The 19888-nt window shown below is 40.5% G+C and carries 20 protein-coding genes; 5 read left to right on the plus strand and 15 right to left on the minus strand.

Annotated elements, in window-relative coordinates; translation table 11 throughout:
• Positions 1 to 2: 2 nt before the first annotated feature.
• A complete protein-coding gene (locus PR709_RS05980; protein ID WP_014657798.1) occupies positions 3 to 845 on the minus strand; it encodes a MurR/RpiR family transcriptional regulator in 843 nt (280 codons plus the stop codon).
• A gap of 277 nt (positions 846 to 1122) precedes the next feature.
• Here PR709_RS05980 and sanA point away from each other — a divergent pair, with 277 nt between their 5' ends.
• Positions 1123 to 1824: an outer membrane permeability protein SanA gene (sanA, locus tag PR709_RS05985; protein ID WP_004917922.1), complete on the plus strand. Its 702-nt coding sequence runs from the start codon at positions 1123 to 1125 to the stop codon at positions 1822 to 1824.
• A 54-nt stretch (positions 1825 to 1878) separates the two neighbouring features.
• On the opposite strand, the gene yeiB is transcribed toward sanA, so the two are convergent.
• The 3 genes from yeiB to PR709_RS06000 all read right to left on the minus strand — a co-directional run bounded on the left by yeiB (position 1879) and on the right by PR709_RS06000 (position 5086).
• Entirely contained in the window at positions 1879 to 3036 is a 1158-nt protein-coding gene (gene yeiB / locus PR709_RS05990; protein WP_272570822.1) for a DUF418 domain-containing protein YeiB, read from the minus strand.
• A 6-nt stretch (positions 3037 to 3042) separates the two neighbouring features.
• Positions 3043 to 3702, minus strand: a complete 660-nt coding sequence (gene folE / locus PR709_RS05995; RefSeq protein ID WP_004917919.1) for a GTP cyclohydrolase I FolE — start codon at positions 3700 to 3702, stop codon at positions 3043 to 3045.
• Between the two features lie 214 nt (positions 3703 to 3916).
• A complete protein-coding gene (locus PR709_RS06000; RefSeq protein WP_121874778.1) occupies positions 3917 to 5086 on the minus strand; it encodes a YbfB/YjiJ family MFS transporter in 1170 nt (389 codons plus the stop codon).
• Positions 5087 to 5334: 248 nt separating this feature from the next.
• On the opposite strand from PR709_RS06000, the gene moeA reads away from it, so the two are divergent.
• The 4 genes from moeA to PR709_RS06020 all read left to right on the plus strand — a co-directional run bounded on the left by moeA (position 5335) and on the right by PR709_RS06020 (position 8396).
• A complete protein-coding gene (gene moeA, locus PR709_RS06005; protein WP_272570824.1) occupies positions 5335 to 6576 on the plus strand; it encodes a molybdopterin molybdotransferase MoeA in 1242 nt (413 codons plus the stop codon).
• Positions 6576 to 7334 carry a molybdopterin-synthase adenylyltransferase MoeB gene (gene moeB / locus PR709_RS06010; RefSeq protein WP_163885428.1) on the plus strand — a complete coding sequence of 253 codons (759 nt, stop codon included), beginning with the start codon at positions 6576 to 6578 and terminating at the stop codon, positions 7332 to 7334. Before moeA ends, moeB begins: the two co-directional genes overlap by 1 nt.
• A 162-nt stretch (positions 7335 to 7496) precedes the next feature.
• Positions 7497 to 7832, plus strand: a complete 336-nt coding sequence (locus tag PR709_RS06015) for a zinc ribbon domain-containing protein YjdM (protein ID WP_004917906.1) — start codon at positions 7497 to 7499, stop codon at positions 7830 to 7832.
• Between the two features lie 216 nt (positions 7833 to 8048).
• Positions 8049 to 8396 (plus strand): hypothetical protein, encoded by a 348-nt coding sequence (locus tag PR709_RS06020; protein ID WP_169342108.1) that lies wholly within the window; start codon positions 8049 to 8051, stop codon positions 8394 to 8396.
• A 386-nt stretch (positions 8397 to 8782) separates the two neighbouring features.
• On the opposite strand, the gene PR709_RS06025 is transcribed toward PR709_RS06020, so the two are convergent.
• From PR709_RS06025 to PR709_RS06075, 11 genes are all read right to left on the minus strand, one after another.
• Positions 8783 to 9793 carry an MrpH family fimbial adhesin gene (locus tag PR709_RS06025; RefSeq protein ID WP_014657791.1) on the minus strand — a complete coding sequence of 337 codons (1011 nt, stop codon included), beginning with the start codon at positions 9791 to 9793 and terminating at the stop codon, positions 8783 to 8785.
• Positions 9794 to 9847: 54 nt separating this feature from the next.
• Positions 9848 to 10393: a fimbrial protein gene (locus PR709_RS06030; RefSeq protein WP_014657790.1), complete on the minus strand. Its 546-nt coding sequence runs from the start codon at positions 10391 to 10393 to the stop codon at positions 9848 to 9850.
• A gap of 9 nt (positions 10394 to 10402) precedes the next feature.
• Positions 10403 to 10945: a fimbrial protein gene (locus tag PR709_RS06035; RefSeq protein WP_121874776.1), complete on the minus strand. Its 543-nt coding sequence runs from the start codon at positions 10943 to 10945 to the stop codon at positions 10403 to 10405.
• Entirely contained in the window at positions 10942 to 11445 is a 504-nt protein-coding gene (locus PR709_RS06040) for a fimbrial protein (protein ID WP_014657788.1), read from the minus strand. The genes PR709_RS06035 and PR709_RS06040 overlap by 4 nt, the downstream gene beginning before the upstream one ends.
• An 11-nt stretch (positions 11446 to 11456) precedes the next feature.
• On the minus strand, positions 11457 to 12068 hold the full coding sequence (locus tag PR709_RS06045; protein ID WP_004917893.1) for a fimbrial protein: 612 nt from the start codon (positions 12066 to 12068) through the stop codon (positions 11457 to 11459).
• A 32-nt stretch (positions 12069 to 12100) separates the two neighbouring features.
• Positions 12101 to 12850, minus strand: a complete 750-nt coding sequence (locus tag PR709_RS06050) for a fimbria/pilus periplasmic chaperone (RefSeq protein ID WP_004917891.1) — start codon at positions 12848 to 12850, stop codon at positions 12101 to 12103.
• A 79-nt stretch (positions 12851 to 12929) separates the two neighbouring features.
• Complete coding sequence (locus PR709_RS06055; protein WP_272570825.1) at positions 12930 to 15428, minus strand: outer membrane usher protein; 2499 nt, start codon at positions 15426 to 15428, stop codon at positions 12930 to 12932.
• 37 nt (positions 15429 to 15465) lie between these two features.
• Positions 15466 to 15996: a fimbrial protein gene (locus PR709_RS06060; protein ID WP_004917888.1), complete on the minus strand. Its 531-nt coding sequence runs from the start codon at positions 15994 to 15996 to the stop codon at positions 15466 to 15468.
• Positions 15997 to 16041: 45 nt separating this feature from the next.
• Entirely contained in the window at positions 16042 to 16557 is a 516-nt protein-coding gene (locus PR709_RS06065) for a fimbrial protein (RefSeq protein ID WP_014657784.1), read from the minus strand.
• A 141-nt stretch (positions 16558 to 16698) separates the two neighbouring features.
• The gene (locus tag PR709_RS06070; RefSeq protein ID WP_004917882.1) at positions 16699 to 17025 is read right to left on the minus strand and encodes a helix-turn-helix domain-containing protein; all 327 of its coding nucleotides are present in this window, start codon (positions 17023 to 17025) and stop codon (positions 16699 to 16701) included.
• 982 nt (positions 17026 to 18007) lie between these two features.
• Positions 18008 to 19606, minus strand: a complete 1599-nt coding sequence (locus PR709_RS06075; RefSeq protein ID WP_014657783.1) for an ABC-F family ATPase — start codon at positions 19604 to 19606, stop codon at positions 18008 to 18010.
• Between the last annotated feature and the right edge of the window lie 282 nt (positions 19607 to 19888).

Raw genomic sequence — 19888 nt, forward strand, 5'->3', positions numbered from 1 at the left:
CCTCATCCTAATTGTATTATGGCTTCTCGTTCCTTCTGTAATGCAAGCACGACATCTTCATTGGTGAGTGTTAAATATTTAAAAAACAGCGTATCAAAAACGACCATTTGCAAAACTTGTGGTGTGATCACGCCAGTCTGAAAGAGCTGTTCATCATAGAAATAGGGAAGGACTAAATCCGCCAAACGCACGGCTTCATCTTGCCCAAAGCGGGTTAATACGATGGTGCTACACCCTTTTTTATTTGCTAACTTTAACATATGGTTAATGTCTGGCGTATTCCCTTTTGCCGTGATCGCGATAACCAGATCATCGGCATCTACATTAGACGAATAACTTAGCTGTACATGTAAGTCAGGGCTAAATAGTGCATACTTGTTTACACGGATTAATTTATAGAAGATGTCATAAGCCACAATCGCAGAAGTACCAACCCCAAATAAAACAATACGTTTCGCTTCAACTATTTTTTGCGCAATCTCATCCATGGTGTTGGGATCAAGTAATTCCAGCGATTTTTCAATGGCTGTAATAAACATTTGCCCCGATTTAGCGATAATTTGCTCTGTATCATCATAAGGGTTCAAGCTACCGCTGAGGCTTTCAGCTTTATATTGTTTTTCATCCGATAAGTAGTCCACTTTAAAATCAGAATATCCGCGATACCCCATTTGGCGAGTAAAACGAATGACAGATGCGCTGCTCACTCCCGCAGCTTGAGCCAACTCCGCCACATTCATTGCAACAAAATTATCACGACTATCTAGCAAAAAACGGGCAAGACGCTGTTCAGTTCCTTTACCTCTATTCAATAAGCTTTCCAATTTTGATGTCAATGTTGACATACCCATTCCTTCTTATTCTTTGTAGGGTAGTTGGGAGCTATTATCATACTGACAATAAAATCGACAATCATGTACCTACTGCCGCAAGTGATAGATAGAAAATTGATCTACATCAACTAGGTTAGATTTTTCTTATTAGCCGCCAATTCGCATTTTTGCACTATCGACAGAACCCTCCCTTAAATCGATTGACAGGACTTTACGTTGCCCGACTTGCTTCCCCTATTTAACTCAAGTAGCCTTATCACCATGACTATTAATATTAAAGGCAAGGACAATGAGGAAACGTCTGCTTTATGGTCTGATAGCGATTTTAGGGATAGCGTTAGTCACTATTATTTTACTTGACCGTTGGATAGCGTGGGATACGGCTCCTGATATTTATGAAGATGTCGCTGATCTGCCAATACGTGATGTTGGTATGGTATTGGGTACATCTAAATATTATTCAAGTGGCGTCCAAAATTTATACTATAGCTACCGAATTCAGGGGGCAGCAGATGCTTATCACAGTGGAAAGGTGAAGTATCTACTGCTTAGCGGTGATAATGGTGCACACAGTTATAATGAACCCATCGCCATGCGTAAGGATTTAATCAAAGCAGGCGTGCCCGCTTCAAAAATTGTTCTCGACTTCGCAGGGTTTAGAACATTGGATTCTGTCGTGCGCACACGGAAAGTATTTGATACCGACAATTTTACGATTATTACCCAGCGCTTCCATTGCGAACGCGCGTTGTTTATCGCTAAGCACAAAGGGATAGATGCGCAATGTTTAGCGGTGCCAACACCAAAAGCGATGTTTAAAGTAAGAATACGTGAAGTGTTTGCTCGGTTGGGGGCTTTAGCGGATCTCTATGTTTTAAACCGCGAACCTAAGTTTTTAGGGGAGCAAGAGTCTATCCCTGCGCCCATTAAAATGCCAGAAGGGATCAAGGGCTATCCGGCTGTTTCTCCCGATGAAATCAACAAAATTTAAAAATTTCTAGCAATCAGGCAGGGTAACTGCCTGAATTGTTTTATCTCGCCTTTTCTATATTCTATCTAACTTTTCGGTTAACCTTCGCCACCCCCACTCCATCGGGCCTTGATGAAAAAAGGAGAGCCAGAAATAAGAAAATAATAGGTTTACCGCCCAAATTGGCACAATAAAGAGCAACAACTCAGACCGTGAAAAATGGTTGAAATAGCCTAAATAATAAAAAATCGTCACACAAATTAAGGTTTGCAATAAGTAATTACTTAATGCCATTCGCCCCGTGCACTGTAGCATTTTGGCCAACACACTATGCTGTAGCGTTCCCCAAAAACCGTAAATAAGGGCGATATAACCAAAAGATTGTAATGGGGACATCAATTCGTTGATAACATAGCCCACAATGGCTGTCGCAAAATAACTCCATCCTGATAGGCTTTGCATATAAAGAGATACGGCTTGAACAAGCAAAGCGGGAATAATTAATAGCATTGCCATACGTCGATAATGCTGGGAACTGAATTGCCCGCTTAACCATCCACTGCGCATCGCGACATACCCCGCGATCATTAGCCCCAGCAGCTGCCACCCATACTGAATAAACAGCATTTCCACCATGGTTAACATCGATTGAGTGCGATAGATTAAGCTAACACTTCCCCCCGTAGTGTTTCCCAGTGATTCGTACAACGCTTGCTCTTCAGAAACGACCCAAAAATCACTCGACCCCACCGTGCTACCTAACAACAATAAACTCACTAATCCAATAACATAGACAAAGCCTGCTATTTTTAATAGATTGCCAGAGTCATATTGTTTAAATATCAGTAACGCAATACATCCCGTTACTGCGTAAGCAAATAAAATATCTCCTGACCAAAAACCGATACCATGAATCAGCCCTAGTACCGCCAAAATGACTAAACGACTCATATTCCATCGGTCGCCTTTGCGACGTAATAACGCTAACGTCGCACCAAATAAAATCGAAAAAATCGTTAAAAACTTACCCTGAATAAATAGGTTAAAAACCACCCAAATAGCCATATCAGTTTGGCTAATAGATTGAGAATAAACAGGATTAATATAAGCCATTTGCGGCAAAGCAAACCCAAAAATATTCATTAATAGAATACCTAAGATTGCGATGCCACGTGTTGCATCAAGCCTATCAATTCGCCCTTCTTGGGAGCGATGCGATAATATGGCAGTCATAATAGATTACAGGTGACGCACTGCGCGCAAAAACTCTTGACGTGTGTTTTGACTAGATTTAAACAGTCCTCCCAACGAGGTGGTGGTGGTGGCACTGGTCGCATCACGGATACCTCGAGCTTTAACACAGTAATGCACAGCATCAATTGATACCGCAACATTATTAGTATCTAGCAATGTCTGCAAGGCCACCAAAATCTGCTGAGTTAAGCGTTCTTGTACTTGAGGACGTTGTGAGAAAAATTGAACAATACGATTGATTTTTGACAGGCCAATCACTTTATCTTTCGGAATATAAGCAACTGTAGCCTTACCATCAATAGTGACAAAATGGTGTTCACATGTACTTGTTAAGGTAATATCACGCACAGTGACCATCTCATCAACTTTCATTTTATTTTCAATGACGGTGATTTTTGGGAAGTTCGCGTAATCTAGACCTGAAAAAATTTCATCGACATACATTTTAGCGATGCGCTTTGGTGTATCCGCCAAGCTATCGTCAGTTAAGTCCAAATTCAGTAACTTCATGATCTCTGTCATATGCCCTTCAATCAGTTGCTTACGCTCTTCGCCTGATTTTGGTTGGATACGCAACGGGGTTTCAAGCCCTCTTGCTTCCAAAGCAGCATGCACCAATTCGGCTTCTTTACTCAGAGATGACATTAGATTCTCCACAAACGATATAACGATTTTTTATGAAAATGCAGGTGTGCGCTGTACTCTAAAACAGCAAGTTTAGATAATCCAGCATTACATCCATAGATCAGATGAAATATTTGCATCAACAAATATTCATTTTATCAGGATAGCCTTTGATGCTCCCCTCGGATATATCATCATTTAACTATAATTAATAACATATTTTCAGAGCTATTCTTTATCGAGAACGCCGATAAACTAACCCACCCGCGACACACAATGCGATAAACGCACTGTATAAGGCAGGCTCTAGTTTTCCGGTGAATGTCGTGGAAATAAAAGACAACATAGGGCCAATAAGCTGCCCGATTGCATAACATGTCGTGAGTAAACCCGCCATAAAACGGTTATGTTCCGGGGCCAATTCACGTCCTAGTTGCATTGACAACTGTACCGCACACATAAGCCCCCCACCAATTAGGATTGCGGCAATCACCAACCCTGAAATACCCGAAATAACTTCTGAGATTAATATTCCGATCCCTTGTAACCATAAAGTGATCGCTAATCGGTTTTGGGTTGTCGAGAAATTACGTAGTAGCATGGCGATTAGAATGCCCACCACCGCGGATATACCAAAGACCGGCCAAACAAATTGGGCAAATAAACTATCAGGGAAACGCTGCGCGGCCATTTGTGATAAAAATGTCGCTGGCAAAATATAACCAAAGCCAGCCAATCCATAGCTCCATACCAGTCGCTTGATTTCTGGCGTAAGCTGAAGTTTTTTTATTTCCCCGACAGGCCGATGCCACTGCCCCGTACGTGGAATATGGCAGCTAATGTATAGACTAAAAATTAGTGCTAACCCACCGTAGATTAACCAACCTTGGCTGGCAGATAATTGCCAATCTTGGATGGCTACCGCAAACAGACCGCTAAGAAATATTCCAGCTCCGGTTCCAGCAAATACCGCCACACTTAATGCAGGTCGATTTAATTTTGCTAAATTCTCATTAGCCCAAGCAACCACGAGTACCAGTGCCATGCCACTCGCCCAGCCAATAAAAAAACGGGCAATACTATGTAAAAGAGGGCCATCAAGAAGTGCGGAAATCAAGGTTATCGCAACGGCTCCCCATATTCCCAACCACATGCGTCTTTCAACGTGTTGACGCGCACGCATTGCATCAAAGGAGCCCAACAAATACCCTAAATAATTAAAAGCAGCGACCACACTGGCTGTAGAGAGTGTAAGTTGATGCTCTTCAATCATTAAAGGGACTTGGGGAGTTAGCGTAAAGCGCCCTATCCCCATAACAACAACGAGCGAAAGAAATCCACTAAAAGCAATATGGAAGGCGGCTGCACTACGGCTAGGGTGCGCCTGTTCATTGGCGGAAACCATAAATTCCTTAGTTTCATTTAGAATGCAATAATTAATCAGATTACTGTTTAACATAACATTAACAAAAATACAATTTATGTCCGTAAGGCTATCTAAGGCATTTATTCGCGCGAGACTTCTCGTAAAATCCAACGAAAAGCTATTCTTAATCAATTTCTATTCATTCACCCCTCGCGATATCTCTGCCATAATAAGCAGCACGACAAAATCTTAAGCCTCAATGGCAAAGCAGAATAATAGGGGTACTAATGGACATGTGTCATACCGCTGGGTTGATCTCACTTGAGCAAGCACTCGATAAAATACTCACTCAAACACAAACAGTGACTCACTCAGAGCGCATTCCGCTCACAGAATCAGCCCAACGCATCACCGCAGCCGACATCATCTCGCCAATGAATGTTCCCCCATTTGATAACTCTGCAATGGATGGATATGGTTTTCGTTTCGCTGAGTGGGATGGGAAAACCCCTATGCCTGTAGCAGGAAAATCATTCGCAGGTCAACCAATGCAAGGGGAGCTTCCGCACGGTAGCTGTGTGCGCATTATGACTGGCGCCCCTATTCCACAAGGTGTCGATACTGTCGTCATGCAAGAGGAAACGGAAGAGACAGCTCAAGGGGTCGTGTTTACAGGTACAGTTAAAAAAGGCAGCAATATCCGCCGTGCTGGGGAAGATATCGCAAAAGGTAGTAGTGTGATCCCCGCGGGTACTCTGCTATCCACGGCTCAATTGCCTCTTATTGCTTCTTTGGGTATTTCAACGGTTGATGTACACCGCCGTCTAAAAGTTGTGGTATTTTCTACGGGAGATGAGTTGCAAGCGGTGGGTCAACCACTCAAAGAGGGGCAGATCTACGACACTAACCGTTTTACTGTTCGCCTAATGCTCGAAAAACTTAACTGTGAGGTTATCGACCTTGGTGTTATTCCTGATTCCCCTGAAAAGCTCAAGCAGACCTTTATTGATGCAGATAACCAAGCTGATTTAGTGATTAGTAGTGGTGGCGTCTCCGTGGGTGAAGCGGATTACACCAAACAAATTTTAGAGGAGCTAGGAGAAATCGGCTTCTGGAAGCTAGCAATCAAACCCGGTAAACCATTTGCTTTTGGTAAACTCCATTCAGCGTGGTTTTGTGGATTACCGGGTAACCCAGTTTCCGCGGCACTCACCTTTTATCAACTCGTGCAGCCGTTGATTGCTCGCCTTTCTGGGAATAGCCAATGGAAAGCGCCAATGAAATTTAAAGTTCCTGTTACCACACCGTTGAAAAAAAGCCCCGGTCGTCTGGATTTTCAACGCGGGATCCTAAGCGTCAATGAAGATGGGCAACTGCAAGTTGCAACAACTGGCCACCAAGGCTCACATGTATTTAGCTCCTTTAGCTTAGCCAACTGCTTTATCGTCTTAGAAAGGGAGCGTGGGCATGTCGCGGTAGGCGAAACCGTTGATGTCGAAATGTTTAATGACTTACTCAAAAGCGAATAATGACCGTGCAAGAGCTTACCGATCAAGAGATGTTGCGTTATAACCGCCAAATCATTTTACGTGGATTTGATTTTGACGGGCAAGAGAAACTCAAGGCCAGCAAAGTGCTGGTCATTGGCCTTGGTGGTTTAGGTTGCGCAGCCACACAATACTTAGCTGCCGCTGGTGTAGGTCAACTCACTTTAGTCGATTTCGATACTGTTTCACTGTCTAATCTACAGCGACAAACCTTGCACCGTGATGCGACGATTGGTCAACCTAAAGTTGATTCAGCTAAAGCACAGTTAGCCGCAATCAATCCACATATTTGTATTGAAACGGTCAATGCACAGTTGGACGATGCGCAACTGAATGAACGGATAATGGCCCATGATGTTATCCTTGATTGCACTGATAATGTGGCTATTAGAGAGCAGTTAAATCGCTTATGTTTCCAGCATAAGAAACCACTTGTTTCCGGTGCCGCTATCCGTATGGAAGGGCAGCTATCTGTTTTCACCTATCAAGAAGGAGAGCCTTGTTACCACTGCTTGAGCCGCTTGTTTGGTGAAAATAGTCTAACCTGTGTAGAAGCCGGCGTAATGGCGCCTTTGGTTGGTACGATAGGTACACTCGAAGCAATGGAAACCCTCAAATTGCTCACCCAATATGGCAAGGTCAATACTGGTAACGTGTTGTTTTTTGATGCGATGACGATGGAATTCCGCCAATTCAAACTGACCAAAGACCCCCATTGTGAAGTGTGCGCACACCAATAATTTCTTCCATTAGGGCGGTGACAAATGCACCGCTCCATTAAGAATATTCCTAAAAAATAAATTATTTTTGCTTTAACCTTATACTATCCCCTTTCGTGTTGGCTGACATCAATAAGCAGTCATCACTTTACATTTTTAAATAAGTTACTGAGAGTATTTAATATGCAATTCCCTCCTTGCCCGAAATGTCAGTCTGAATACACCTATACTGATAACGATATGTATATCTGCCCTGAGTGTGCGCATGAATGGAATGATGCCGAGCCTGTAGAAGAAAGCGATGAGTTGATCGTTAAAGATGCTAACGGGAACCTATTAGCGGATGGCGATACCGTCACTGTCATTAAAGATTTAAAAGTGAAAGGTAGCTCATCAATGTTGAAAATTGGTACTCGAGTAAAAGGCATTCGCTTAGTCGAAGGCGACCACAATATTGATTGTAAAATTGATGGTTTCGGCCAAATGAAGCTGAAATCTGAGTTTGTGAAAAAGAATTAATTAACTTGTTCAGTTAAATACTAAGACCTAGCTCAGCTAGGTCTCAAAGTGCGAATAAAGTCCTCATTTTTTATTGAGGCGTTTGATCTAAAAAGGTTCCAGTATCCCCACCTCGTCAGCTGACAAAATTCCCCCCATGAAACTATGATTAACTTTGATCTCAATCGGATGTTTGTATAGGCTGTACCGTAAGATATTATTAGTCTGGTAAATTAAGTGATCGATAAGAGCCAATTTAAAAATCTGAAGTTTTTTGAAAATGAACCATTGGTTCACCATTTGAATTACCCTCTGTCGGAAACAGCCGAAAGAAACATACTGAATGGCTGGCTTCCTTCATGCATGGAAGATAAATGGCTATCATACAGTGAGGATGGCTGTGTTTTCGTTCACAGAAGCTGGACTGGGCATTTGATGTATAAATTCACGATCCGTGATGGAAAGATACAACGCGTAGAGATTGCGATGGATGATTTTGTGAATATGACTGTCGAGCGAAAAATCGAGGTCTTTTTATCACTTTTACCGCATTTATCAAAAGAGCATTCGAACGGTTGGGAGTAGCGTAGCCTCTCTGTATGATCAGGGCGCTACGTTCATCTCTATATGCTTGTTGTCGAATTAATTTCTTAGAAAGAATGATGTCTAGATTAGTCATCACCTTTGAGAACTCATTTAACGATAACAGTCTGTTGGCCTAGCTCAGCTAGGTTTCAGAGCGTTCACAAACTTAATGAGGCTTAGATTCGGTCTCGAAACATAATAAATGATGATTAGAAAAATCATTTTTTGACCGACAATACACATTGGGAAACCACACTGTTCCCGATGTTATCAATACATAATCTGCTAAATAATTTTTAGAAACGTGCTTAAAAGGATTGGTCAGTCAATAAAGCAAACGGCTCACAATAACGAAAGCGAGCCGTTTAAAGTCTATATAATACTCTTTAAAACATACTCGTTACTAATACCACAGTTCCCTGATATTCCCCAGCAGCAATACTTCCTGAACTATGTAATGTCGATTCCACATTAAAAGGCGTTTTTACATTCATAGCCGTATCAATCGTGTATTGTTCATTACCTGAAGAGCAAGTGTTGCGTGCACAGACCTTTGCTTCTGAATATAAGCCTGGTGCAAGAATGGTATTGCTGGTAGTGCCGTTACCGAGTAACTGTGTGGTCACTTTGGTATTCCCTGTACAGGTTACATACCCTGTGGCCGTTGCCTTATGTCCATTGAGCTGATTAGAATCTACCGTTCCATGATCCAGTAATGTCGACATCTCAAATGTACAAGCAATCGGTACTTGGGGTGTAGAACGTGTACAGTCCGCTTCATCGATGCCACTACCTGCAACTAAAGAAGATGATGTGTTATTCGCACCATATACATTCACCCGCCAACATATTTGTCTAAAATCGTTCGGATTCGCCACACTAGATATAATTATTGGAGCCGCTTGGCCTACCCCTCTAGTACCTGACATTTGAAACAGCGATAGATCATTTAAGACACTTTCACAACTCCGATTTGCGGTATACCTATAATATGAATGGTTTAATCGTCCAGATGAATTGATGTAGCGTGTTCCTGTCGGTGGTGGAGTTAAGAGAAAAGCGCCATACCTATCATAAACAACGCTTCTTAGTAACAAAATTATTTCAATTTCCACAGTACACTGGTTGACTGTTCTCATCCATGGAAACTGATTCACTGGCGCATAGTGGAAAAGACGGTATGAAGAAATATTGACATTAGAACAACTCCCATTCGTTAAATTTTGGGGGTTATAACAGCGCCCTGAACTCGAAGGGATCCTCACTTCATAACTGTTAACACCGATCCACTGCGAATTTATCCAAGGTGTTGATGCAAAACTTTTAGTGCCTAACAATAACAATACACTAAATAACAGATAATTTTTAAATAAACGTTGACCCCATATGTTTTTCATATGATCCTCGATTTAAACTGAATTATTGGCCCGTTGAAGACATATTTCAGCCACTTATTGGTAGCTTAGGGTGTATGTCATGGTGGCAGAAAAATTACCGGGTTTGATGCTGTTATTGGCAATCGCTCCCGCTTTTCCTTGAAGATAAGCACGTAATCGGATCGTCATGGCACCATTTTTTATCGGCTGTGATGGATAAGATACTCCACTCGTCGGATTCAATGGGAGTTTCACACCACTTAACGTTTCAATACCGATTGCGGCTCCCGATGCCTCACTATTGGCATCAAACTCTAAAAGCCCATCCGGCGTGGCGTTGCCATTAAAAATAGTCGTTACTGAATTTGCAATTGAAGCGTCACAATCTTTCAATTGAAGCTCAAATTCCTTACTTAAGATCCTGCTGTTTGAGTACAACTCTTTCGTTGAGATACTATTGAACTCAACAGAAAAGTTCTCAAATTCAGGCACAATTTCGCAGGGTTCTGCTACCAATGTGCCGCCATATGTCACTTGGCTACTATTTGTGGCAGCATATAAATTTGCAGAAAGCGCCCCCACCAACGAACTTACCCCTAAAAAAATACCCATATGCTTCATTTTTCCTCCTTAGGGGTACTGCAATGCAATGGTTGCAATCGCTTCAAAAGGGCCTTCCTGTAAGTTCACTTGTGGATCCTTTACAGGTACGGCATAGAAATTCAGCGCCGTAAAGCCATTACTAGGCAAATTAAAGGTGAAGTGGCTATTTGGTGCCACAACACTTCCATTTTCATTTCGATATAAACGTACACCGAGACCTGTTACATCGGCTTGTAACGCATTGGCATCAAAACCATTCGCAGCATCACCGCTATAAGACAGTGCTAAAGATGAAGGTCGTGACGTATAACTTCGACAATCTATATTTACGGTAAAAGGCCGTTGATGGTCGATACCGTTAATTTTATTGATACCTATGTCTTGGAAATCAATCTGTATTGATTGATTAATTCCTTTATCGCTATAAACATCACAAGGGGGATTTTCAAGTAATGTTCCTTTAAATTTCACATCCACGGTATTGGCTAATGCAGGCGACATATAAGCGCCTATCATAAAGGCAAACATGGGCTTTATTAGACCTAGTCGCCTGTTTTGTTTGCTCATCATAGGTACTCCACACTTAATGTGCCTGATGCATTGAATACCCCAGCATTCACCGAACCCCCATTTTTTAATACAGGGACTGCGGTTAATTTAGGTAATGTGTTAAAGTAGAAATCAACCCAACGTCCTGGCTCAGTTGCCGTGCCATCAACGCGAATTTCTAACCCCAAATCACTCTCTGATGTTTCAAGATACTGGGTGTTAAAACTGGCTGGCGTTCCACTAAATTTGAGTTTCAATGCTGGATTATTCGCAGAGCCATCACAAGCTAATGTGTAAGGGATCGACGTTTCATAACGCTGTCCATCAATATCCTTAATAACCATGTCAGGGAAATCAACAGTGATAATTTGGTTTTGATTAACGGTACAGGTTTGCTGTAATACTTTGACTTTAATCCTTAAAGTATAAATATCCGCACTAGTATTGGTACTCACTAATAAAATGCTACTGAGCACTAGGCTACGCAAACACCTCACCCGATGAATAAACGATTTTTTCATTATCACTGCTCCTATTCATAGAGCATCTGGAATGAGATCACCGCATGGTATGCTCCAGCGATTAAGAGTGATCCCGTCCTAACCGGTGTAATCGTGTAGGTCAGTTGACGTTGGCCAGAGGGTAATAACACAGGGTGACTCTCTTCCCCTAAAGACAGAACCGTACCTGACGCGTTACTTAGCTGTAACCCAAACCCTTTTGCCCCCTCGACTAAAGCCAAGTTAGGCATTTCATTTGTTGATGGTGCTACAAAGCGTATTTTTACCGCTGGCTGAGAGTGACTCCACGCTGTTTGTCCTGTTTTTTCATCAAGTAATGATGTTGGATGAGAAATACAATCTAATAGCTCTATTTGAAAAGGAACCGCCCGCCCTTTTGCCCCAATACGATTAAGTTGCGCAGTTTCAAAATTACCCATATCAATAGATTGGTATTCAGATGTCATCGCTAAGCGGCACGGACTTTCCGATAAAGAACCACGAACATACAACACGCCTTGTTGACCATCGACATCCCAATTATTCGCTGAATTATATAGCTGAGTATTTTCATTCATTGCCCATCCCAATGGCGCCCCTATTAGCAGCGTCCAAAAGATAGCCAATCGCTTATGTAAAGTCATTTATCTACCCTCTTTCATAGGCACCATTAGCCTTATTTCTCTGCTGCATCTGGATCAACATGGCACGTACTTCCTTGACAACTGAAAGTGAGATTAGGGCGACCACCATAGTCATTAACATAAGTCAGCACTGGCGTATTACCGAGTTGATGACTATTCACGCCAAGATTTTGCTCACTAAAAGGGGCTAGCATAATCGGCTTAAAATCTTTAATTGGTGCAGACTGATTACTTTCACCAGCTTCAATAACGGTGACATAATAAGGCGTTGGATTATTTATCGTTACGCTATTCCCCTCTTTTAATAAGGTTAATTTTTGTTGCCAAGGAACGGTATTTAGTCCGCTAATAATGGCTTTTGGCCTATAAAAAAGTTTGACCCGTGTTTGTAGTGCAATTTGTAATGTATTGGGTTTATCACTTTTAGGCGGAATTTCCCGTAAATTGAAATAAAACAACGACTCTCTATCTTGTGGTAATGAATTGATAGCGGGTAATGCTTCAATTTTTACTTGGCTTGATTTCGCAGGCTCAATACGTTGAATAGGCGGTAACACAATTAATGGAGAGGTGATTTTTTCTCCTTTTTCATTTTCTATCCAACCTTGAGCTAAATACGGAAGTTGTTTGTTATTATTAGCGACATTTAACGATACCGATTTCTGCATTCCCTCAAAAATGATACGCGTTCGGTCCATTGAAATAGCCGCTAATACATTGGTGCTGGATAACACGCAACTGGCTAACCCAACCCCTGCAATAAATTTGGTGTTTAGTTTCATTTAATCGTTACCTTCCTATGTAGTACCTAATGTGGTTTATCAATGATTGTTCTGGGCATTTAAGCTATATGCATGACAGCTATACACGGCACGGCAATAACAATGCGTGTTCACTATTTTGAAGTGGCTCAGGGAAGGTGATTTGACATTGAGCATCACCCCCCCACTGCACACTCATCACTTCATTTGCGTTGATCCCACTAACATAAGCGCTTCCTGAATCACCGACGATGCCGACTTCTTGCCCTTTTTGATTAAAGATTTGAGCCCCAAATGGTGGGAAAGAATGATCTGCCAAACGGATCTCCACCATTCTCTTTTGCCCTGATATGACAGAGAATTTGCGGTAACCAACAGCACCTTCTGTCAAAGTGGCTTGAACAACAGATTGTTGAGCGTCAACATCATTAGGCAACGCATTGAGATCGATACTGGCTTTATTGCGATAATAGCTACTGAGCTCAGTCACTACCGCTTTACCAAATCGGTTTGACGTTATCGGGCTGCCATAACCTTTGATAGGAACATCAGAAATACCATCAGTATCAACTAATAGACGCGTTCCTCCCATCGAACTCATACGATGGAAAGCACCGCCATTTGGTGTTAGTGTTAAACCACCATTAAAAGAAGCTCCCACTGCGCTATATTGCCCACGCATATAGCTAGCATTAGCTGTAATGCGCGAAAGATCGCCTTGATGAGTCACGAACGCACTACTTGATAGCCCCTTACGCGTATTCCCTACACTCAATTGATAGCTATTACGTTCATCAGTGCTGTTGTAATACGTCATACGATTGGTTGTATCGTGACGGTTAGTATCGAGCGAGTAGCCGATTTGTACCCCACTGCCCCATGGAATATTCACCGATAAATAACCGCTATCGTCATGGCTCTCTTGGTAAATACTACGATTTGCCGAAACCGTTAGACTGACGTTTTTAATCGTTCCAATATCAAAATATTTGGAAAACATAACGCTGTAATAATCATTATCAGGACGATCCCAGAAGGTTTGATGATTATAATTGAGGTAAACAGATGCGCCTGCGTCACTAAAATTCTTGCTCATCGATACGGTGTATTGCTCCTTACTACTGCCGTAACGTTCACCATATTGCCTAGCACTTAGATAGTCAGACATAGTCATATAGTTGCGATCAGAAAAACGGTAGCCCGCAAATTGAATTTGACTGTCGATCGCTTCGAAACGTTTTGAGTAATTCACACGATATGAGCCACCATGTATGCGCTCTTCACTCGGTAATTTAGAAATCGAGTGCGTAATATCTCCTGAAATAGCCCCCCAACTGAGCAAATCACGTCCTAGGCCTAATGAGAGTGCATTATAATTTTGGCTATTTAGCGTTCCACTGAACAAAGACCAGCCATTAGTCACCCCCCATGAAAACTCCCCTGTGGCAAAGCTATCACCTTGGCTATGTCGATCGATATCCGTTGGCTGCCCTAAAGCTAACTTATATTGCACTTGTCCCGGACGCGTTAAGAAAGGTAGACTTGCCGTATCTACTTGGAACTGTTGCGTCGAACCATCTTGCTCTTTTACAGTGACATCAAGCTTGCCGGAAACCGCATCACTCAAATCTTGAATACGAAATGGGCCAGGTGCGACCTGTGTCTCGTAAATAGTGCGTCCTTGTTGGCTAATCATCACTGTCGCGTTGGTTTGTGCGATCCCTGTTACCTCTGGCGCATAACCACGTAAGATCGGTGGCATCATATTGATATCCGAGCGCAAGCTACCACCAATAAAGCGGAAACTATCAAAAATATTTGACTGTAAGTAATCCTCACCCAGTGTTAGTTTTGACTGTAATGATGGAATTGCACGATAGGTATAAAAGCGGTTCCAACGAAAATCGTTATTCGTTTTTACGTATGACTGAGTATTATAATCTAAACGGCTTTGCCACTCTGCACGCCAGCGCCAAGCACCTGTATTGATGCCGACAAGCCCGTTACCATTTAGTGCATAAATATCGTTACCATCATTGTAAGAATGATTGGCTGTCGCGTTTAAATTGTAATCCAACATTATTGCTGGAATACCTTCATCCCAACGAGAAGGTGGATCCCAATTAGGTGCACTATATTCTAAATAAGCCTGAGGAACGCTTACATTTAAAGAAGATGTTGAAAAATCCCCAGTAATTGACATCCCTGCTAAGCTATTAGGATCCACACATTGATTATCGTTCCACCATGCCAGTGAATTATAAGCGTCTTTCGTTAGCCCCAACTTTTGTGTTTCTACGGGTGAAAGACAGGGTTCACTTCCTTTTGGATCATTTTTAGGCGTAATAAATTTAACGGGTATTTCTGATAATTCATCGCCATTCACTCTGAGAGTCAAAGAATAGCTACCCGGTATAATATAGTTGGCGCGGGAAAAATGATTTAAATTAATATTTTTTTTATCTTCGACATCTAACACATCCGTGTTAAATTCAATATCATTATGAGCAATAGAGTTTATTGGGTATATATTTAACGCAACTGAAATATATAAATAAACCATATTTGGCCGATAGGAAACCAATTTACATGAATACATATAAGCATCCCTAATTAAATAATTTCATCAATGATTTTTAATAATATTCAAGTTTGAATCGAATCGCAGAGTAATAAGACCCTGATTGTAATGGTTTGGTATTGGAGACTAATCTCACATGATAATCCAATCTCATTGATGGTGGAGTAATATCTATTTTTGATACTGGCCTACCGGGAATAATATTTATATCGCTCGAATTTCTTAAAGATAACCCCACACCCTGAGCATCGCCAAAAATTGAAAAAATATTATCTTCAGATGGACCATCAAAAGTTAATTCAACTGCATTCCATAATTGATTCTGGCTGTTATGTCTTATTAAATTGCAATTAATAAGATGAATTGAAAAACTTTTTTCCGGACCTTTTCCATCTTGTTTAATTAAACTTATAGGAATCGTTCCTAAATCAATAGATTGTTCTTTCGAGCCTGTTGCGATTGCACATGCTGCATCTGTAATTTCTCCTTGAATAGTTAACAACCCTGTTTCTTCATCAGCATGTGCAAATGAAAGGACTCCAGAAATCAAGAAGGCCATAGTGGTATAATACATATTTTCTTTCATACTGAAGTCCTATGTTCAAAATTAAATATCAATACTTTTCAAGTATTATTTGTACTCTAATAAGAAATTAGATACTGCGGTAAAATCACCAGGAACAATCGCTTGGCCACTTAATCCTTGTAAATAAGCAGAAAAGTTCAGTGTATTTCGACCTGTTAGTAGGTTTTGGTTAGTGACCGATGAGCCATCGAATTTCACTTTTTCACCATTCATGCCTATAACCACAACACCTGCACCTGATGCTGAACCTTGTATCGCTAACATATCGCTATCAGTACCAATTGCACCGCCAGTAAAAGAAACATCAACTGTTTTCAGTGTGCTAACATCACAATCAACTAATTGAATATTAAAATTTTGTGCAGTAGATTTACCACCATCCGCTAATGAAGCATTGGAGATTTTACCCATTGGTACAATTTGGCTAGCAGTGTCAGCACTGATACCGCATGGAGCATCAATGATTTCACCTTGAAAAGATACCGTGCCACTTCCTGCGGCAAAAACGGATGAACTCATTACCCCGGAAATTAATGCTGCTAAAATAATTTTTTTACTCATAACTGCCTCTATAAAATAAGATAATAGATACCCATTATAATAAGGGGTATTGTTTCGTTTTATTTCCCATTGAGAAAATAAACATAATATCCAATATGGATATTATGTTTATTCTTACATATGATTTTAAATAAAAAGAATTTATATAACTAAAAAGTCATTCCTACTGGCATTGTTAATATCTAATATATAAATATCACTTAACTTCATTTCTTCTAATATATATTGAATTAAGATTTCATAACTAATATCTAGCGCTAATATAAAATTAAATAGCGTATCGACACTAATATGATTAATTCCCCTTTCATATCTCGAGATTTGTTGTTGAGAGATATTTAATTTAACTGCAATTTCATATCCAGATAATCCCTTTTCTCTTCTTGCTCTTTTCATGGAGGCACCAACTATCTTTGTAATAGACTTACCATCATTGGTGCTAGAATAATTAAATTTTTCTATATGCATATAGCGTCTCCACTCCTGATATTTAAGACTAATACTTACTACTTCCTTTTGTCGCGATAATTATACGAATTTAATTTATTATTTAAATACCTGTGAAAATCTCACTTTATCTAAATATAAAAAAAACCATCAATACAAAAAAATAATCTCATTTGATTACAATGAGTTATGATGATCTAATTTTGATGATCTTTATTGGAAGATGATAATCACCACAATTACTCACTTCTGGTGATTTTATGACGATATATATTATAAAAATAAGGCATATTTTTGGTCATTTAAGTTATGACTGCTCAACAATTAACCATCAAATTATGAGTAAAAAGTCAATTGTAAATCATGTACATCTATTTACTCATTTTTTAACTACTCCTTATTAAAATACAATAACATGTTAATATCGACTTAATTTATAGGGATATAAGACATTGAAAAGATATTTTATACAAATAAATTAAATTAATAAATTAATGACAATGGCTCTGAGGCTATTTCCTAATACAGCACATGTTTTATATTGAGATCACCATATATCGCTTAATATTGAGTTATATAAACTTAATGATATCTCTCAGAGGAGCCACTACCTCTAGCACTCGCTACCAAAGTAGAAAGTTACATTATGTGGTCACAGGCCATTAAAACTGCTCGCGGGAAATGTTTAGTGAAAACGATATTGTCAGTTGAGTTAAGCTGAATGCGTATTACTTGAGGAAATGCGTTTTTGAGTATTTCGTAATGGTGAGCCGAAAATAACCCTAGCGGCACTGAATGTCATTTTCGGTTGACGAAACCACATGAAGACGCCAAAACGGGTCGAGGGCTTGCTGCAAATTTCACTAATTTTTTAATATTACCTACTTTATTGGGTAATTTAACCTATCTAAAACAGGTAACGATGCCATTTAAATTGCAGGTTCAGTCATCTCAGACCTAGCTTAAAGCTAGGTCTTCCATTGACTATCTGACGCCAGTAAACTTATTCAATCACACCTTGGCTCTTCAAATATTCATCATAAGTTCCTTTGAAATCAATGACTTTATCTTCTTTGATTTCTAAGATACGACTTGCTAATGAACTGACAAATTCACGGTCGTGAGAGACAAAAATCAATGTGCCTTTATAAAGCTCTAAGGCTAGGTTTAAGGACTCAATAGATTCCATATCCAAGTGGTTGGTAGGTTCATCCATAATTAAGATATTTGGTTGTTGCATCATTAGCTTACCAAATAACATGCGACCCTGCTCACCCCCCGACAGTACTGATACTTTTTTCTTGATGTCATCTTGAGTGAAGAGTAAGCGTCCTAAAACACTGCGAACCGCTTGTTCATCATCGCCTTCACTTTTCCACTGACTCATCCAGTCAAAAACGGTCAGATCTGTTTCGAAGTCTTCTGCATGATCTTGTGCATAATAACCAATAGCACTATTTTCAGACCACTTAACCGTACCACTCTTAGGAGGAAGTTCGCCAACGAGTGTTTTCAAAAATGTGGTTTTACCGATACCGTTCGCACCGATAACCGCCATTTTTTCCCCTACTTCAAGTAATAAATTTAAGTTTTTAAACAGCGGAGCTTGATCATAACCATTCGTCACCCCTTCCAACTCAAGGGCATTACGGAATAATTTTTTCTCTTGTTCAAAACGAATGAATGGGTTTTGACGGCTAGAAGCTTTAACTTCCTCAAGCTGAATTTTATCAATTTGACGTGCTCGAGAAGTGGCCTGTTTTGATTTTGAAGCATTCGCACTAAAGCGACTCACAAAGGATTGCAATTCGGCAATTTGCGCTTTTTTCTTCGCATTATCTGCAAGTAGGCGCTCTCTGGCTTGTGTTGCAGCAATCATATACTCATCATAGTTACCCGTGAACAAACGCAATTCACCGTAATCTAAGTCAGCCATATGCGTGCAAACCGTATTCAGGAAGTGCCTATCATGGGAAATAATGACCATAGTGCAATTACGATCGTTCAACACTTGCTCTAACCAACGAATAGTATCAATATCCAAGTTGTTGGTTGGTTCATCGAGTAACAAAATATCGGGATCTGAGAACAGTGCTTGAGCCAACAGTACCCGTAATTTCCAACCTGGAGCGACTTCACTCATCGGGCCGTAATGCTGCTCGACAGGAATGCCCACACCGAGTAACAGTTCACCCGCACGAGCTTCCGCACTGTAGCCATCCATTTCACCGTAAGCGACTTCAAGATCAGCAACGCGGTAGCCATCTTCCTCACTCATTTCAGGAAGTGCGTAAATACGGTCGCGCTCTTGTTTTACATTCCATAGCTCAACATGCCCCATAATGACAGTATCGAGCACTGTGTATTCTTCGAAGGCAAATTGATCCTGACGGAGTTTACCAATGCGCTCATTAGGGTCAGTGGTACTCACATTCCCCGCAGTTGGTATAAGATCGCCCCCTAATATCTTCATAAATGTCGATTTACCGGCGCCATTTGCCCCGATTAAACCATAACGGTTCCCTGTTCCGAATTTAACGGAAATATTTTCAAACAGCGGCTTACTGCCAAACTGCATAGTGATATTGCTTGTCTGTAACACTTCTATGCCTTTAATTTACGATGTCGAGGATACCCAACCAAATAGCGGCGCATTATGCCACAATCATTCGCTTAGATCTTGTACTGATTGCATCTCCCTAGATGAATAGTAATCCATCCAGCCCTGTATATAATCAAACGAGGTAAGCATTTATCGGTTATGCCACAATATACCAATACTTATTATTGCTATTATGGCAATATAATAAATGGAATTAAAAAGTCGTATGATGAACTTTAAGTTCTAAATAAAAATATTGTTCGCTAAGGCAACTTAATATCG

The organism is Providencia sp. PROV267, from assembly GCF_028477825.1.
Taxonomy (GTDB): Bacteria; Pseudomonadota; Gammaproteobacteria; order Enterobacterales; family Enterobacteriaceae; genus Providencia; species Providencia stuartii.

Bases quoted from the DNA above. Each gene is read 5' to 3' on its own strand.
- PR709_RS05980 (WP_014657798.1), bottom strand. From the start codon at position 845: ATGTCAACATTGACATCAAAATTGGAAAGCTTATTGAATAGAGGTAAA.
- sanA (WP_004917922.1), top strand. From the start codon at position 1,123: ATGAGGAAACGTCTGCTTTATGGTCTGATAGCGATTTTAGGGATAGCG.
- yeiB (WP_272570822.1), bottom strand. From the start codon at position 3,036: ATGACTGCCATATTATCGCATCGCTCCCAAGAAGGGCGAATTGATAGG.
- folE (WP_004917919.1), bottom strand. From the start codon at position 3,702: ATGTCATCTCTGAGTAAAGAAGCCGAATTGGTGCATGCTGCTTTGGAA.
- PR709_RS06000 (WP_121874778.1), bottom strand. From the start codon at position 5,086: ATGGTTTCCGCCAATGAACAGGCGCACCCTAGCCGTAGTGCAGCCGCC.
- moeA (WP_272570824.1), top strand. From the start codon at position 5,335: ATGGACATGTGTCATACCGCTGGGTTGATCTCACTTGAGCAAGCACTC.
- moeB (WP_163885428.1), top strand. From the start codon at position 6,576: ATGACCGTGCAAGAGCTTACCGATCAAGAGATGTTGCGTTATAACCGC.
- PR709_RS06015 (WP_004917906.1), top strand. From the start codon at position 7,497: ATGCAATTCCCTCCTTGCCCGAAATGTCAGTCTGAATACACCTATACT.
- PR709_RS06025 (WP_014657791.1), bottom strand. From the start codon at position 9,793: ATGAAAAACATATGGGGTCAACGTTTATTTAAAAATTATCTGTTATTT.
- PR709_RS06030 (WP_014657790.1), bottom strand. From the start codon at position 10,393: ATGAAGCATATGGGTATTTTTTTAGGGGTAAGTTCGTTGGTGGGGGCG.
- PR709_RS06035 (WP_121874776.1), bottom strand. From the start codon at position 10,945: ATGATGAGCAAACAAAACAGGCGACTAGGTCTAATAAAGCCCATGTTT.
- PR709_RS06040 (WP_014657788.1), bottom strand. From the start codon at position 11,445: ATGAAAAAATCGTTTATTCATCGGGTGAGGTGTTTGCGTAGCCTAGTG.
- PR709_RS06045 (WP_004917893.1), bottom strand. From the start codon at position 12,068: ATGACTTTACATAAGCGATTGGCTATCTTTTGGACGCTGCTAATAGGG.
- PR709_RS06050 (WP_004917891.1), bottom strand. From the start codon at position 12,850: ATGAAACTAAACACCAAATTTATTGCAGGGGTTGGGTTAGCCAGTTGC.
- PR709_RS06055 (WP_272570825.1), bottom strand. From the start codon at position 15,428: ATGTATTCATGTAAATTGGTTTCCTATCGGCCAAATATGGTTTATTTA.
- PR709_RS06060 (WP_004917888.1), bottom strand. From the start codon at position 15,996: ATGAAAGAAAATATGTATTATACCACTATGGCCTTCTTGATTTCTGGA.
- PR709_RS06065 (WP_014657784.1), bottom strand. From the start codon at position 16,557: ATGAGTAAAAAAATTATTTTAGCAGCATTAATTTCCGGGGTAATGAGT.
- PR709_RS06070 (WP_004917882.1), bottom strand. From the start codon at position 17,025: ATGCATATAGAAAAATTTAATTATTCTAGCACCAATGATGGTAAGTCT.